Below are 14,875 nucleotides of genomic sequence, written 5' to 3' on the forward strand. Positions count from 1 at the left end.
ACAAGGGATTCTTCCCCTATGAACCCTCGACTGCCGCAAGACTACGAATCGCTCCGCAACCTGGTCCTGGAAAAGCGCTCCGCGCTGCCCAAGCGCATCGCGCAGATCGCAGCCTATGCGCTCGACAATCCCGATGAGATAGCCTTCGGCACGGCAGCAAGCATCGCCGCTTCCGCCGGCGTGCAGCCGTCTACGCTTATCCGCTTTGCACAGTTTCTCGGTTTCGACGGCTTCACCAGCCTGCAATCGGTGTTCCGCGAACGGCTGCGCGAGCGGACCGTGTCCTATGAAGACCGGCTCAAGGCGCTGCGCGGCGGCGGCACGACACAGAACCGCGTTATTCTGGACGGCTTCGTCGAGACGGCGACGCGATCGCTGGAATCCGTGTCACGCTCGCTCGACGACGGCCTGCTCGATCGCGCAGTCGATATCCTGGCCAGGGCCGAGACCATTTATCTGGTTGCCCGCCGCCGTTCCTATCCGATCACCTCCTACATGGCCTATGCGCTGGGCAAGCTGAAGGTTCGTTACACACTGGTTGAATCCGCCGCCGGCCTCGATCCGGAGGTCATGTCCTTCGCGACGCCAAAAGACGCCGTGGTTGCGATCAGCTTCTCGCCCTACGCCTCCCAGACCGTGGACTATGCGCGCGAACTCTCGGAGCAGGGCGTGCCGGTGGTGGCCATCACCGACAGCGCTTTTTCGCCACTCGCCCAGTCGGCCAAGGTCTGGTTTGAAGTGGCCGAGGCCGATTGCGCCGGCTTCCGTTCGCTGTCGGCCACCATGGCACTGGCGATGACGTTGGCCGTAGCGACGGCGGAGCGCCGCAGCACTACCTGACCCGTCAAAATAACTCGGGAACAATCATTCCATATTGACTATGTAATGGAATTAACATTTCATAGCCTGAAGTGACGACGGCGCCTGTTGGCGTCGGAAGCTTTTCGTTTCAGGGAGGAAAGCATGGCGAGCCTTCGCAGCGCCGACAAGGCGCTCGACGTCATCACCATCGGCCGCGCCTCGGTGGACCTTTACGGCCAGCAGATCGGTTCGCGGCTGGAAGACATAAGCTCCTTCGCCAAATCGGTCGGCGGCTGCCCAGCCAACATCGCTGTCGGAACCGCGCGGCTCGGTTTGAAATCGGCGCTGCTGACACGCGTCGGCGACGAACAGATGGGCCGCTTCATCCGCGAACAGCTGGTGCGTGAAAAGGTCAATGTCGACGGTCTTCGCACCGACCCTGAACGCTTGACGGCCCTGGTGCTGCTTTCGGTGGAGGATGAGGGCGTCTCGCCGATGATCTTCTATCGTTCCGACTGCGCCGACATGGCGTTGTCGGAGGACGATGTCGATGAGGCTTTCGTGGCATCGGCCAGGGCAATCGTGGTGACCGGCACGCATTTCTCGCGACCCGACAGCGACGCCGCCCAACGCAAGGCGATCCGCATCGCCAAGGCGAATGGCGCAAAGGTGGTGTTCGACATCGACTATCGACCGAACCTGTGGGGACTTGCCGGTCACGCCGAAGGGTTTGGACGCTACGTCAAATCCGACCGCGTCTCGGCACAGCTGAAAACCGTGCTGCCGGATTGCGACCTGATCGTTGGCACGGAAGAGGAAGTGCTGATCGCATCGGGTGAGAGCGAGCTGCTGGCCGCGCTGAAGACCATTCGTTCGCTGTCTGCCGCCACCATCGTGCTCAAGCGCGGCGCCAAGGGCTGCATCGTTTATGACGGGCCGATCAGCGATGACCTCGAAGACGGTATCGTCGGCGACGGCTTCCCCATCGAAATCTACAATGTGCTGGGCGCCGGCGACGCCTTCATGTCCGGCTTCCTGCGCGGCTGGTTGGGCGGCGAGGATTTTGCCGTCTCCGCCACCTGGGCCAATGCCTGCGGCGCGTTCGCGGTGTCGCGCCTGCTCTGCGCGCCGGAATATCCGACGTTCACGGAACTGCAGTTCTTCCTGAAGAACGGCTCCAGGCAGCTGGCGCTGCGCAAGGATGAAGCGATCAACCATGTGCATTGGGCGACCACCCGCCGGCGTGACATCCCACTTTTGATGGCGCTCGCCTGCGACCACCGCGTCCAGCTGGAAGACATCGCCAGCAAGGCCGGCGCGGATGCCTCACGCATCAACGCCTTCAAGGTCCTGGCCGTGCAGGCGGCGGCCAAGGTGGCTGCCGGGCGCGACGGCTACGGCATGCTGATCGACGAGAAACATGGCCGCGAGGCGATGTTCGAGTTCGCCCGCCATCCGTTCGCCTGGCTCGGCCGCCCGGTCGAGCTGCCGGGGTCGCGGCCGCTGCGCTTCGAATTCAGCCAGGACATCGGTTCACAACTGGTCGACTGGCCCGTCGACCACTGCATCAAGTGCCTGTGCTTCTATCACCCGGACGATCCGGAAGCCCTGAAGAAGGAGCAGCAGGAGAAGCTGCGCACGCTGTTCGAGGCGGCACGCAAGGTCGGTCGCGAACTGCTGGTCGAGATCATCGCCGGCAAGCACGGCAAGGTCGATGACGACACCATCCCCCGCGCCCTGGAGGAGCTTTACGCACTCGGCATCAAGCCGGACTGGTGGAAGCTGGAACCCCAGGCATCTCCAGCGGCCTGGGCAAAGGTGGAAGAAACCATCGTCCGCAACGATCCTTTCTGTCGCGGTGTCGTCCTGCTTGGCCTGGAGGCGCCGCTCAACGAATTGGAGGCGGCCTTCGCCGCAACCGCAAACGCGCCGATCGTCAAGGGCTTCGCGGTTGGCCGCACGATCTTTGTCCACGCCGCCGAGCAATGGCTCTCCGGGAAGATGACCGACGAGCAGGCCGTCGAGGATATGGCGCAGCGCTTCGAAGAATTGACCAGGGCCTGGCTTGCCGCACGCGACCGTAAGGCGGCATAAGATCGGCCGGAGGAGACGACGATGACCAAGACCGTTCGCCTGACCATGGCGCAGGCGCTGACCCGCTTCCTCGCCACACAGATGACCGTGATCGACGGCGAGAAGCTGCCAATCTTCGGCGGCGTCTGGGCGATCTTCGGCCACGGCAATGTCGCCGGCATCGGCGAGGCGCTCTATCAGCATCGCGACGATCTGCCGACCTTCCGCGCCCACAACGAGCAGGCGATGACGCATGCGGCGATCGGCTATGCCAAGGCGCATTTCCGCCGTCGCTTCATGGCCGCCACCACGTCGATCGGCCCGGGCGCAGTCAACATGGTCACCGCTGCGGCGCTCGCCCACGTCAACCGGCTGCCGGTTCTGCTGCTGCCTGGCGATGTCTTCGCCAATCGCCTGCCCGATCCGGTCCTGCAGCAGGCAGAGGACTTTTCGGACGGCACGGTTTCGGTCAACGACTGTTTCCGGCCGGTCTCGCGCTATTTCGATCGTATCACCCGGCCTGAACAGATCATTCCCGCACTGAGCCGCGCCATGCAGGTCTTGACCGACCCGGCCGAATGCGGCCCGGTGACGCTTTCGCTCTGCCAGGACGTCCAGGCTGAAGCCTATGACTATCCGGAGCGCTTCTTCGAGGAGCGCGTCTGGCAGGTGCGCCGGCCGCGACCGGACCGCGCCGAGCTCGATGCGGCGGTCGCCGCGTTGAAGGCCGCCAAGAAGCCGCTGCTGATCGCCGGCGGCGGCGTGCTCTATTCCGGAGCATCCGCCGAGCTCGCCAGCTTTGTCGAGGCGGCCGGCATTCCGGTCTGCGAGACACAGGGCGGCAAATCCGCCTTGCCGGACGACCACCCGCTCAACATGGCGGCCGTCGGCGTTACCGGCACGACGGCGGCCAACCGGCTGGCCGAGGAGGCCGACGTCGTCGTGGCGGTCGGCACCCGGTTGCAGGATTTCACCACCGGTTCCTGGGCGTTGTTCCAGAATGCCGCCAAGACCATCATCGGCCTCAACGTGCAGCCCTTCGACGCCGGCAAACATCGTGCATTGCCATTGGTTGCCGACGCCGCCGAGGGGCTGGCGGAGCTAGCTGCCGGCCTGCGAGGCTGGAAAGCACCAGCAAGCTGGACGGAAAATGCCGCCAGCGGCAAGAAGGCGTGGCAGGCCGCTGCCGCCAAGGTCACCAGTGCCACCAACGCAGCCTATCCCTCCGATGCCCAGGTGATCGGCGCGGTGCAGCGCGTCATGGGTTCGGGCGTCACGGTGCTGCATGCCGCCGGCGGACTGCCCGGCGAATTGCACAAGCTGTGGCAGGCCGGCGCGCCGGGCTCCTACCACGCCGAATACGGCTTCTCGACCATGGGCTACGAGATCGCCGGCGCCCTCGGCGCCAAGATGGCGAAGCCGGAGCAGGAGGTTGTGGTCATGCTTGGCGACGGCTCCTACCTCATGCTCAATTCCGAGATCGCGACCTCGGTGATGCTCGGCCTGAAGCTCACCATCGTGCTGCTCGACAATCGCGGCTATGGCTGCATCAACCGGCTGCAGATGGCGACCGGTGGCGCCAACTTCAACAATCTGCTCAAGGACGCGCGGCACGAGACGCTGCCCGATATCGACTTCGCCGCCCATGCCGCGAGCCTCGGCGCTATCTCGCAGAAGGTCTCCTCGATCGCCGACCTGGAAGGCGCGCTGGCGAAAGCCAGGACGAACGCCCGCACGACAGTCGTCGTCATCGACACCGATCCGCTGATCTCGACCGAGGCTGGCGGCCACTGGTGGGATGTGGTGGTGCCGGAAGTCAGCGCCCGCAAGGAGGTTACCGCCGCGCGCGAAGGATATGAGCAGAAGCGCAAGCTGCAGCGCATCGGCGACTGAGTTTACCACCCAATCCATCGAGACCGGAGTTACGAATTGAAAGCCAAACTGGGCATGTCCCCCATCGCGTGGTGGAACGACGACCTCGTGGAACTGAGCGACGACGTATCGCTCGAGGAATGCCTAAGGCAGTCGCGCTCGGCCGGGTTCACCGGCATGGAGCAGGGCCGCCGTTTTCCGTCGACGCCGGAAGAGATGCTGCCTATCCTCAAACAGGCAGATGTCACGCTGTGCGGCGGCTGGTTCTCCGGTACGCTGGTCAGCGAAGAACTCGCTGCCAACAAGGACCGCATCCAGCCGATGATCGAGTTGTTCAAGGCGGTCAACGCGCCTTGCATCGTCTATGGTGAGGTCGGCCGTTCGATCCAGGGCGACCGTTCAAAGCCGCTGGCCACCAAGACCGTGCTGAGCGACGACGAGATGAAAGCCTATGCCCGCAAGGTGACGGAATTCGGCGAGTGGTGCGCCGCACAGGGCATGCCGCTCTCCTACCATCATCATATGGCGGCCGTGGTGCAGTTCGAGCACGAGCTGGACGCCTTCATGCGCCATTCGGGCGAAGGCATCCCGCTGCTGCTCGATGCCGGTCATCTCGCCTTTGCCGGCGGCGACGTGCTGCGCGCCATCGACAATCACCACAAGCGTATCAACCATGTGCATGTGAAGGACGTGCGCATGGAGGTGATCAAAAGCCTGGACTGGTCGAAGCAATCCTTCCTCGATGCGGTTGCGCTCGGCGCCTTCACCGTGCCTGGCGATGGCTCGCTCGATTTCGCCGCGATCGTGCAGAAATTCGCCGGCTATGGATATGAGGGCTGGTTCGTGGTCGAGGCGGAGCAAGACCCGAAGAGGAACTCACCGCTGAAAATGGCGCAGGTCGGACACAAGGAGCTGATGCGCGTGATGACGGCAGCAGGCTATACTGTGGAGACGCAGGGCTTTCCTGGAACATGATCCCGAAAAAGGCTTTCGGACGAGATCATGTTCCATCAACAGGACTGACCTGAAATCTGAAAACCGCAGGGATAAGAATGATCAAGGACAACCAGCACCCCTTCTTCAGGCCGTTGTGGCGTCGTCTCGTGGTCGTTGCGATATGCGTGGCCTGGTCGGCGATAGAGTTCGCCATGGGCACGCCGTTCTGGGGCACGCTGGCTGGCGGCATGGCCATCTATGGCGTGTGGGTGTTCCTGATCAACTACAAGCCGGTCGACGAAACCGCGCAGCCACCCACCGGTGGCGAGAAGGACTGAAAACGAGGAACCGAGCATGTCCAGATTGCAGGTGAAGGCAAGGAAAGGCCACGGCCAGGTCGCCAATGTCACGCCACAGAATGCCGGCTGGACCTATGTCGGTTTCGACCTGCATCGGCTGGCACCGGGGCAAAGTGTTTCGGGCAAGACGGAAGATCGCGAAGCCTGCCTGGTCTTCGTCACGGGCAAGGGCAAGGCCGCAGCCGGCGGACGGGAACTCGGCCTGCTCGGCGAACGCATGTCGCCTTTCGACGGCAAGCCGTGGTCCGTCTATGTGCCGCAAGGTTCCGACTGGTCAGTCACCGCAGAGACCGAGCTGGAACTCGCCGTCTGCACGGCGCCGGGACTGAACGGCGGCCTGCCTGTGCGGGTGATCGGTCCCAACGACCTCGGCCAGGAAACACGCGGCAAGGGCACCAACACCCGCTATGTCACCAACATCCTGCCAGAGGGCCAGCCGGCGGATTCGCTGCTGGTGGTCGAGGTGATCACGCCGGGCGGACATACATCCAGCTACCCGCCGCACAAGCACGATCAGGACAATCTGCCAGCCGAATCCTATCTCGAGGAGACGTACTACCACCGGCTCAACCCGCCACAGGGTTTCGCCTTCCAGCGCGTCTATACGGATGACCGTTCACTTGACGAGGCGATGGCGGTTGAAGACGGCGACGTGGTGCTGGTGCCCAAGGGCTATCACCCCTGCGCCGCCTGCCACGGCTATGATCTCTACTATCTCAATGTCATGGCCGGACCGAAGCGGACCTGGAAGTTCCACAATGCGACGGAGCATGAGTGGCTGATGAAGTGAGGCAGTGGGCAGTAGGGAAATAGGGAATATGAAGCTGCCCTCTTCCACTACTGCCTACTGCCTACTGCCTACTGCCTACTGCCTAGCCAACAATCCTCAGCATATGATTGTCCCACACATAGTCCGGCTCGTTCACCGTGGTGCCGTCCGGTTGCAGGATGGTGCCGGCGCCGGTGGTGGCCAGGAAGCCGGAATGGTCGGGCGCGAGGCCGCAGACCTCGGTCAGACTGCTGGTCCTGAGGACCTTGCCGCTCGCCGTCTCGATCACCGCGAAGGCATTGCCCTGCGGTGACGACACCGCGACCGTACCGGCATCGGGATTGACCGCCACCGAACCGATATAGTTGCGGAAGCCGGTCAGCACATCCTTCGGCATGTCGAGCAATGCCAGGTCCTTGCCACGCTCGGCGCGCCCGACCAGCAGCGGCTGTTCCGTCGCTGGTCCACGATGCTGGCAGCCGAACCACACCGTGCCTCTGGCATCGAGATCCATGTGACGAATGGAGAGCTGATGCAGCGCCGGCGGGAGCTCGTGCTTTTCGATCAGCTCGCCGGTGATGCGGTCGACCAGCACATAGGACGGCTTCATGGTGGCGATGTTGAGTTCGGCGCGACCGAAATCGGGATGGGTCTCGATGCCGCCATTGGCGACCGCGATGGTGCGGCCATCGCCCAGCAACAGCAGTTCGTGCGGACCGACGCCGTAGGTCGGAAACTCGCCGACGCGCCGGAAGCCGGCCTTGGCGTCATAGATGCCTACCATGCCGGCGGCGTTGTCGAAGTCGTTTTCGGTGGCGTAGAGCAGCGCTCCATCGGGCGAGAATGCGCCATGGCCGAAAAAGTGCCGGTCGGGCTGGCTGGCGATGGTCAGCGGCTCGCTAAGGCCCTTGTGGTCGAAGACGACGAAGAAGGTGCCGGGCTGGCGGGCGAAAACCGCCGAGCGGCCCGAGACCGGATCGAAGGTGACGTCGTGGCCGCGGTCCGGCAGGTCGACGGCATGCAGCATCTTGCCGGCTTCGGAAAGCACGGCGGCACCATAGCTGCCGTCGCGTTTCATATAGGCCGTGGCGAAGACGGCATCGGCTTCCAGTGTGGCCGCCCAGGCATTCGGCGCCAGCGTCGCCAGGAAAGTTGCACCTGCGGCCCTCAGGAAATCGCGGCGGTCGATGAGTGGTGTGCGCATGTCGGCCTCAAAGCAATTCCAGGAAAGTGTCCGTGAAAAACGGAAACGCTCTAGTCGCCGTCCAGTGAAGAGAAGCCGGCGGTCAGGCCGAAAGCACCCGACAGCCGGGTGCCGAACAGGTTGCTGAGGCTGCTGGTGATGAGCTGGAAGTGCTCCAGGGCAGCGCGGCGCTTCGGGTCGGCCAGCACTTCGGCAGCAGGACCGGATGCTTCCCTGGCCGCGGCAACGCCATTGACCAGCTGGATCTCGATCGAGTCGGCGATCCAGCGCTCGTCCTTGGGCAGGGCATCGCCAAGGTTCGAGGCCTGGAACAGGCGGTTCATGCCATCGAGATTGGCGGCGAGCGCAGCACCAGTCAGGCCGGAGCGCCAATAGATCGCCTGTTTCGGCTTGTCCTCGCCCGGATCGCCCCCAAAGAAACTCTTGAGGCGCTGGTCGCGCACCAGCTCGAGCCCATTGATGAATGCGCCCATCAATTCGGTCACCGCCTCGCTGCCGTCACGGTAAAGCGCATTGTCGGGACCGGGGCTCGCCCATTGGGCAGCGAAGCCGTCCGGCCTGGCCCAGGCGGCCGACACATCGGTGGCGATCGTCTCGATGTTGCCGGCGATGGCCTGGCCATAAGCGCAACGATAGGTGCCATCCTTGCCGGCAAGCGTCTCCGCGTCGGCGCCATGGAGCACGAACTCCAGCGCGCCCAGCCCCTGCATGGCGATGCTCTTGCCGGCAACGCCGTTGGCTTCGGTGATCGAAGCATCCTTTTCGGTCAGCGCCGCTTGTACCTGCTTGAGGCCGAGACCCTTGCGGTCCGGCCAGTAGAGCATGCGCTCCAACCGGTTGTTCTCGGTGATCGGTCCGAAACGAACGATCTCGATTGACGACCACGCGGTCACCACGCCTCCGAACTCGGTCCGCGCGGCATCGAGAGCCTGTTGCGACGGCGCCGCGCACAGGGCCTTCACGGCCTGGGCTGCCGAAGCCGCGTGTTGCTGCAGCGACGCGTAGGCCGGGCGGATGAAGCCATCGATCGCACCCTTGACGACATCCGACGCCTGCGCGGCTGCACCGGCCGGCTGAGCGGCGGCAAGGGCCATCGGGAAAACAAGCAGGGCGGAAAATTTGCTTAGGCGTTTCATCATAGCGACTCCAGGAACTTGATCAGCGCGTCGCGCTCATCGGCAGTTGCAGCAGCGAAACGGTCGCGGGCCTTCTGACCCTCGCCACCATGCCACAGGATGGCTTCGGTCAGATTGCGGGCGCGGCCATCATGCAGGAAGAAGGTGTGACCGCTGACACGCTGGGTCAGGCCGATGCCCCACAGCGGCGGCGTGCGCCATTCATTGCCGGTGGCGTCACCCACGGCCTGACCGTCGGCCAGCCCCTCACCCATGTCATGCAGCAGAAAGTCGGAATACGGCCAGATCAGTTGGAACGATTGCGCCTTGTTCGGCGCGTCGCGACGGGTGACGAATTTCGGCGTATGGCAGGACGCGCAACCCATCTCGTAGAAGGCCTTCTTGCCTGCCAGCACCTGCTGCTTGTTGACGTCGCGCCGTGCCGGCACGGCGAGATTCTGCGAATAGAACGTGACCAGATCCATCACCGGCGACGGCGCTTCTGCGGGTCCGAGTCGTTCCTGCACGCCGTTCGGCATATCCAGGCAAGCCTTCTGCGCCTTGGTGCAATCGCCCCAGTGCAAAGGCTTTTCGGGTGTCGAAATACCGATGTCGCCGGCAAAGGCATCCGCCGACTGCTGACGGATCGATGGCGTCTGCGCCTTCCAGCCGAAGCGGCCGAGGGTGAGCTCACCGCTGAGTTCATCGCGCACGATGTTGGGGCGGCCGGAAATGCCGTCGCCGTCGCGATCATCCGGATCGGCCTTGGCCAGGATATCGGCGGGATGGATCTGCTCGATCAGCCCAAGCCCGATCATGGCAGGCGTCACGCGCGGCGAAAGCGTCGTGCTAGGATCCATCGGGCCATAGCCGAGACCGTCGACCGCGTAGCTTGGCTTGCGCAGCGACACTTTGGTGCCGTCGGCCAGTGTCACCGACTGCTCGACATAAGTGATGCGCATACGTCCTTCGCCCGCCAGGCCGGGCACGGCGAGATCCTGCAGCTGTGTGCCGTAGACCGGATCGGGAAAATTCAGCACCTTGCGTTCGGCGCGCTGCGCTTTCTCCTCTTCGGTCGACGCCTCACGCGCCAGCCTCAGGAACATCGAGGTGGCGTCGGCTTTGCCTTCCGGCGGATGCCCGCGACCGTCCTTGAGATGACAGGTCTGGCAGGCACGGGCATTGAACAGCGGCCCGAGCCCGTCCGATGCCTGCGTCGAAGAAGGCGAGGAAACCCAGTTCTTGCGGAAAAGGGCGTTGCCGAGCTTGAAGGTGCCTTCTTCCTCGAAGGTGATGTTGGCCGAGGATTGTGAAAATGCATCGGCTGTGACGCGCTTTCTGGAGGTGCCGGCACCTCCCTGCATCAACTCATACTCTTCCGGCCTGGAGAAGTCGGTCGTCGGCCTGGTGATGGCCTCGACGCGCGCGCGATCCGGCTCGGAAAGGTCGGTTCGACTGGCGGGTAGCTCGGGTGCGTCGCCCGCAAAGGCAAGCGGCGATGGCGACAAGATTGCCAGCGATGCCGCAAAGACGAGAGGCACAGCAGATGGTCGATAAAAACCGACCATCCCATTGAAGGGTTGGTCGGTTTGTTCTGCTTTCCATCCGCGAGCGCGGCGCAACACGTCTACGATGCGCCGCATGCGCGCATGTCCTATTCCGCTTCGTTGGCCGCATCCGCGTTGAGCAGGCCGTATTTTTCTTCGCCGAGCGAACCGAGCAGATCGAGCTGGGTCTCGAGGAAGTCGATATGGCCTTCCTCATCGGCCAGCAGTTCTTCGAAGAGCTTCATGGTCACATAGTCACCGTGCTGGTAGCAGATATCACGCGACTGCTTGTAGGACGCACGGGCGTCATATTCGCCGGCAAGGTCCGATTCCAGCACTTCCTTGACGTTCTGGCCGATCCTCAGCGGCGCGACCGACTGCAGGTTCGGGTGGCCTTCGAGGAAGATGATGCGGGCCACCAGCTTGTCGGCGTGCTGCATTTCTTCGATCGATTCCGCCCGCTCCTTCTTGGCGAGCTTGGTGTAACCCCAGTCCTCCAGCAGGCGATAGTGAAGCCAGTACTGGTTGACGGCACCGAGCTCTAGGAACAGAGCTTCGTTAAGCCGCTCGATGACCTGTTTTTCGCCCTTCATGGGTTTTGCTCCCGTATTGGACGCGCAATTCTCTCACGCGATCCAGATGTGAAACGATATCCACGCCGCCCGCCTCCGAGCGGACGTGGTAGTTCTCGGTGACCCGAATGATCGTTTCCACCACATTTGGGAAGCAGCCGCAACAGCGACCACGCTTGCGCATCGAATGATAGACCTTTGCCGGCACGATGAGTTGCCAGGGATCTTCATCCAGCAAGGCGATGATCGCCTGCTCGATCTCCTTTTCGGTGATGATGTTGCAATGACAGATCAGCATTGGCGGTTCTGGATGGCTGGCGGCGCTTCATCGGCGCCGCATGGCTTTCTGGGTTTCTGTTTGCACCCGCCTTTCGGCGAGTGCCGTGCTGCTACTTGAACACCTTATCGGGTGCATCGAGGCTGTTGGAACCTTCGAAGGCGATGGCGTCCAGCTTCAGCGCCGCAACCACACGCTCGATCGACTTGGTCTGGTCGACCAGCGCGTCGACCGCAGCCTGTACGGTGGCGTTGCCTTCCTTGTTGCCTTCGCCGATCTGCTGGTCGTAGGCCTCGCCTTTTTCGGCGCGCGCCTTGATCGCTTCCATCTTGGCGACGCTGGTCTCCAGCTTGCCGGTGAGTTCCTTGTCGAGCGCCGGATCGGTCGCCTTGACGAGATCGGCCACGGACGGACCCGAAACGGTGCTGCCGTCCACGCGCTTGTAGCTGGCGAGATAAGCGTCGCGGATGCCGACGGCATCATAGAGGTGCGAATTGTAGGTGTTGTCGGAGAAGCAGTCGTGCTCCTCTTCCGGATCATGCAGCAGCAGGCCGAGTTTCATGCGCTCGCCGGCGAGTTCGCCGTAGGAGAGCGAGCCCATGCCGGTGAGGATGACGGCGATGCCGGCCTTCGGATCGCCTTCCTCCAGCGCCTTGCGCGCCGCGCCGCCTTCCTTCCAGTTGCCGACCATCTCCTGGAGATCGTCAACCAGAAGATCGCTGGCCGCCTTCAGATAATCGGCACGGCGATCGCAATTGCCGCCGGTGCAATTCTTGGTGTCGTAGTCGGTGAAGGGACGGTTGCCGGCGCCGGGACCGGTGCCGTTCAGATCCTGGCCCCACAGCAGGAATTCGATGGCGTGATAGCCGGTGGCGACGTTGGCCTCGATGCCGCCGGCTTCCTGCAGCGAGCCTGACAGGAATTCCTTGGTCAGCTTCGACGCATCGACCTTCTTGCCGTCGATCTCGATTTCCTTGTTGGCGATGACATTGGCCGTATAAAGCGCGTTCTGGTCGGATTCCGTGCCGTAGCTCTTGTCGACATAGTCGATAAGGCCCTCGTCGAGGGGCCATGCGTTGACGCGGCCTTCCCAGGCGTCGACCACCGGATTGCCGAAACGGTACACCTCGGACTGCTGGTAAGGCACACGCGCCGCCTTCCAGGCGGTGCGGGCGGCGTCCAGCGTCTCCTGCGACGGCTTGGCGATCAGCGCGTCGACCGCGGCATCCAGCGCCTTGGCGGTGGTCAGCGAGTCCTCATATTTGGCCAGCGCGATATCGGAGTACGTCTTGATCACTGCCTTCGGGTCGGTGTCGGCCCTGGCCGGCAGCGCGAAGATGGCCGTGGTCAGCGCCAGCGTGGCGGCGATCGCGGCAATCTTGCCGCCGAAGCGTGCCGTCACCTTGTTGTTCTGCATTTCAAACGTCTCCCTCGGGACAAGCTAAAGACCAGCCACCTGAACCGGGAAGCAGAGCCCGACCGGCAGATGGCGCAAATGGTGAGAAAAGGGCGTGCGGATGCAGCGACGGCTGTCGCCAGGGGCCGAGCGGATAACCGCCGAAAGGCGCGGCGCACGCGGAAAAAGCAAAGACTGCCTCCAATCGAAAGGGTTCAAGGCCCAGACATCAAAGGAATGCGCGGGGTTGCGCGACTTTCCATAAAGCGGCGAGAACGGCGAAAGTCAACGCAAATCGGCAAGAAAGCCTTTCAAAACAATAGTTTAGAATTATTCTAAACTAGAAGGATCAAGTTTAAACCAGGCATGGGTGCGTGGCTTCGGCCATTCTTCGCCAGCTTAGCTTTTTGTTTTGTCAGGGATTCTCGCCGCAAAACCGCGTCCCGTTTTGACAAGACGACTTGGCTCGCACCAATCGATGGGTCGGCAATGGCATTGACAGCCAGCTGTCCAGGGTGCGACCCGGATGTGGCCTCTTGTGACGGCGGCGGACAATCGCCACTTGCGGCTTCGACCTAAATTCCATCCTGAGGCGGGTTGAGATGAAGAATGGTGTCGTCATTGTCGGGACCGGGCATGCGGGGGTTCAGGCCGCTGCCAGCCTGCGCGAAGAGGGCTATGACGGCCCGGTCGTGCTGCTCGGCGACGAGAAGGACCTGCCCTATCACAAGCCACCGCTGTCCAAGACCTTCATCAAGGACAGCGAGGCAAAGCCGCAGCCACTGCGCGGCGAAACCTTCTATTCCGGCCACAATATCGAGCTGCGCCCGGGCGTGCGCATCGAGCGCATCGACGCTGGCGGGCGAGCGCTCGACATTGCCGGTGGCGGCACGATCCCGTTCGATCGGCTGATCCTGGCCACCGGGTCGCGGCCAAGGACGCTGCCCTTGCCGGGCAGCGATCTGGCAGGCGTCATTTCGCTGCGTTCATTGGACGATGCCCGCATCATCCGCGAGCTCAGCGCGGCCGCGTCGGATGCCGTCATCCTCGGCGGTGGCTTCATCGGACTGGAGATCGCGGCGACGCTGAGTGCCGGCGGACGCAAAGTGACGGTGATCGAGGCGGCCGACCGGGTGCTCGGCCGCGCCGTGGCGCCGGTGATCGCGAGCCATGTCCATGAGCGGCTGCTTGCCGGCGGCGTGCGCATCCTGACCGGCACCACGGTGGCCAGGCTCGAGGGTGAGAACGGCCATGTCGCGGCGGCCGTCACTTCGACCGGAGAACGGCTGCCGGCGCAACTGGTCATCGTCGGCATCGGCGTGGTGCCGAATGTCGAACTGGCCGAAACGGCGGGCATCGCCACCGGCAACGGCATCCGCATCGATACAAGCATGCGCACATCGCTACCCGAGGTGCTGGCGGTGGGCGACGTTGCCAACTACCGGCATTGGGCGACGGACACCGACGTGCGGCTGGAATCCGTGCAGAACGCCACCGACCAGGCCAAGCTTGCCGCTCGCACGATTATTGGCCGCGAGGAAAGCTATGCGGCGGTGCCATGGTTCTGGTCCGACATCGGCGACATGAAGCTGCAGATGGTCGGCCTGACGACCGCGGGCGACCGCCACATCGTCTCCGGCGACGCAGCCGAGAACAAGCTTTCCGTCTATCATTTCTGCGGTGACCGGCTGATTGCCATCGAATCCATCAACCGGCCGGCCGATCACATGCTGGGTCGCAAGATGCTGGGCGCCGGCTTCTCGCCGACACCATCCCAGGTCGAGGCCGGCACCGATGCGCTCAAGGCAGCCCTGGCAGCGCACCAGACCGAGCCTGCCTCTTAGCAGCCCCTCACGAGAGCCGTCTGGATCGGGTTGTTGTGCAGCGTGGAGCTGCGCGAATGCCAGACAGCACGTTATGGAGTTTTCTGATTGCGCCATGCGGCTACGATCTG

At 63.3% G+C, this 14,875-nt stretch carries 13 protein-coding genes; 7 read left to right on the forward strand and 6 right to left on the reverse strand.

All coding sequences use genetic code 11. The annotated features are described in order from the left end of the window. The first annotated feature begins 18 nt into the window (after positions 1 to 18). From AC3WTO_RS29325 to iolB, 6 genes are all read left to right on the forward strand, one after another. Complete coding sequence (locus tag AC3WTO_RS29325) at positions 19 to 840, forward strand: MurR/RpiR family transcriptional regulator (protein ID WP_492464509.1); 822 nt, start codon at positions 19 to 21, stop codon at positions 838 to 840. A 123-nt stretch (positions 841 to 963) separates the two neighbouring features. After that, on the forward strand, positions 964 to 2,895 hold the full coding sequence (locus tag AC3WTO_RS29330; RefSeq protein WP_492464508.1) for a bifunctional 5-dehydro-2-deoxygluconokinase/5-dehydro-2-deoxyphosphogluconate aldolase: 1,932 nt from the start codon (positions 964 to 966) through the stop codon (positions 2,893 to 2,895). A 21-nt stretch (positions 2,896 to 2,916) separates the two neighbouring features. Further along, positions 2,917 to 4,767 (forward strand): 3D-(3,5/4)-trihydroxycyclohexane-1,2-dione acylhydrolase (decyclizing), encoded by a 1,851-nt coding sequence (gene iolD, locus AC3WTO_RS29335; RefSeq protein ID WP_492464507.1) that lies wholly within the window; start codon positions 2,917 to 2,919, stop codon positions 4,765 to 4,767. Positions 4,768 to 4,803: 36 nt separating this feature from the next. Then, on the forward strand, positions 4,804 to 5,721 hold the full coding sequence (gene iolE, locus AC3WTO_RS29340) for a myo-inosose-2 dehydratase (RefSeq protein WP_492464506.1): 918 nt from the start codon (positions 4,804 to 4,806) through the stop codon (positions 5,719 to 5,721). 80 nt (positions 5,722 to 5,801) lie between these two features. Continuing rightward, positions 5,802 to 6,020, forward strand: coding sequence for a DUF3329 domain-containing protein (locus tag AC3WTO_RS29345; RefSeq protein WP_492464559.1), 219 nt, complete (start codon positions 5,802 to 5,804; stop codon positions 6,018 to 6,020). Between the two features lie 16 nt (positions 6,021 to 6,036). Beyond that, positions 6,037 to 6,831 carry a 5-deoxy-glucuronate isomerase gene (gene iolB, locus AC3WTO_RS29350; RefSeq protein WP_492464505.1) on the forward strand — a complete coding sequence of 265 codons (795 nt, stop codon included), beginning with the start codon at positions 6,037 to 6,039 and terminating at the stop codon, positions 6,829 to 6,831. An 82-nt stretch (positions 6,832 to 6,913) separates the two neighbouring features. Here the strand turns inward: iolB and AC3WTO_RS29355 are convergent, their stop codons facing one another. The 6 genes from AC3WTO_RS29355 to AC3WTO_RS29380 all read right to left on the reverse strand — a co-directional run bounded on the left by AC3WTO_RS29355 (position 6,914) and on the right by AC3WTO_RS29380 (position 12,942). After that, the gene (locus tag AC3WTO_RS29355) at positions 6,914 to 8,014 is read right to left on the reverse strand and encodes a DUF1513 domain-containing protein (RefSeq protein ID WP_492464504.1); all 1,101 of its coding nucleotides are present in this window, start codon (positions 8,012 to 8,014) and stop codon (positions 6,914 to 6,916) included. A 50-nt stretch (positions 8,015 to 8,064) separates the two neighbouring features. Further along, positions 8,065 to 9,153: an imelysin family protein gene (locus AC3WTO_RS29360; protein ID WP_492464503.1), complete on the reverse strand. Its 1,089-nt coding sequence runs from the start codon at positions 9,151 to 9,153 to the stop codon at positions 8,065 to 8,067. Then, positions 9,150 to 10,772, reverse strand: coding sequence for a di-heme oxidoreductase family protein (locus AC3WTO_RS29365; protein WP_492464502.1), 1,623 nt, complete (start codon positions 10,770 to 10,772; stop codon positions 9,150 to 9,152). The genes AC3WTO_RS29360 and AC3WTO_RS29365 overlap by 4 nt, the downstream gene beginning before the upstream one ends. 11 nt (positions 10,773 to 10,783) lie before the next feature. Next, a complete protein-coding gene (bfr, locus tag AC3WTO_RS29370; RefSeq protein ID WP_492464501.1) occupies positions 10,784 to 11,269 on the reverse strand; it encodes a bacterioferritin in 486 nt (161 codons plus the stop codon). Further along, the gene (locus AC3WTO_RS29375; protein WP_448116051.1) at positions 11,235 to 11,546 is read right to left on the reverse strand and encodes a (2Fe-2S)-binding protein; all 312 of its coding nucleotides are present in this window, start codon (positions 11,544 to 11,546) and stop codon (positions 11,235 to 11,237) included. Before AC3WTO_RS29375 ends, bfr begins: the two co-directional genes overlap by 35 nt. Positions 11,547 to 11,637: 91 nt before the next feature. Continuing rightward, complete coding sequence (locus AC3WTO_RS29380) at positions 11,638 to 12,942, reverse strand: imelysin family protein (protein ID WP_492464500.1); 1,305 nt, start codon at positions 12,940 to 12,942, stop codon at positions 11,638 to 11,640. A 581-nt stretch (positions 12,943 to 13,523) separates the two neighbouring features. On the opposite strand from AC3WTO_RS29380, the gene AC3WTO_RS29385 reads away from it, so the two are divergent. Next, positions 13,524 to 14,765 carry an NAD(P)/FAD-dependent oxidoreductase gene (locus tag AC3WTO_RS29385; RefSeq protein WP_492464499.1) on the forward strand — a complete coding sequence of 414 codons (1,242 nt, stop codon included), beginning with the start codon at positions 13,524 to 13,526 and terminating at the stop codon, positions 14,763 to 14,765. The last annotated feature ends 110 nt before the right edge of the window (positions 14,766 to 14,875 follow it).

The sequence above is a fragment of the Mesorhizobium sp. EU05-FHT14A09 genome (assembly GCF_058790995.1).

Coding starts and splice junctions, on each gene's coding strand:
- AC3WTO_RS29325 (WP_492464509.1), top strand. CDS start 19: ATGAACCCTCGACTGCCGCAAGACTACGAATCGCTCCGCAACCTGGTC.
- AC3WTO_RS29330 (WP_492464508.1), top strand. CDS start 964: ATGGCGAGCCTTCGCAGCGCCGACAAGGCGCTCGACGTCATCACCATC.
- iolD (WP_492464507.1), top strand. CDS start 2,917: ATGACCAAGACCGTTCGCCTGACCATGGCGCAGGCGCTGACCCGCTTC.
- iolB (WP_492464505.1), top strand. CDS start 6,037: ATGTCCAGATTGCAGGTGAAGGCAAGGAAAGGCCACGGCCAGGTCGCC.
- AC3WTO_RS29355 (WP_492464504.1), bottom strand. CDS start 8,014: ATGCGCACACCACTCATCGACCGCCGCGATTTCCTGAGGGCCGCAGGT.
- AC3WTO_RS29360 (WP_492464503.1), bottom strand. CDS start 9,153: ATGATGAAACGCCTAAGCAAATTTTCCGCCCTGCTTGTTTTCCCGATG.
- AC3WTO_RS29365 (WP_492464502.1), bottom strand. CDS start 10,772: ATGCGGCGCATCGTAGACGTGTTGCGCCGCGCTCGCGGATGGAAAGCA.
- bfr (WP_492464501.1), bottom strand. CDS start 11,269: ATGAAGGGCGAAAAACAGGTCATCGAGCGGCTTAACGAAGCTCTGTTC.
- AC3WTO_RS29375 (WP_448116051.1), bottom strand. CDS start 11,546: ATGCTGATCTGTCATTGCAACATCATCACCGAAAAGGAGATCGAGCAG.
- AC3WTO_RS29380 (WP_492464500.1), bottom strand. CDS start 12,942: ATGCAGAACAACAAGGTGACGGCACGCTTCGGCGGCAAGATTGCCGCG.
- AC3WTO_RS29385 (WP_492464499.1), top strand. CDS start 13,524: ATGAAGAATGGTGTCGTCATTGTCGGGACCGGGCATGCGGGGGTTCAG.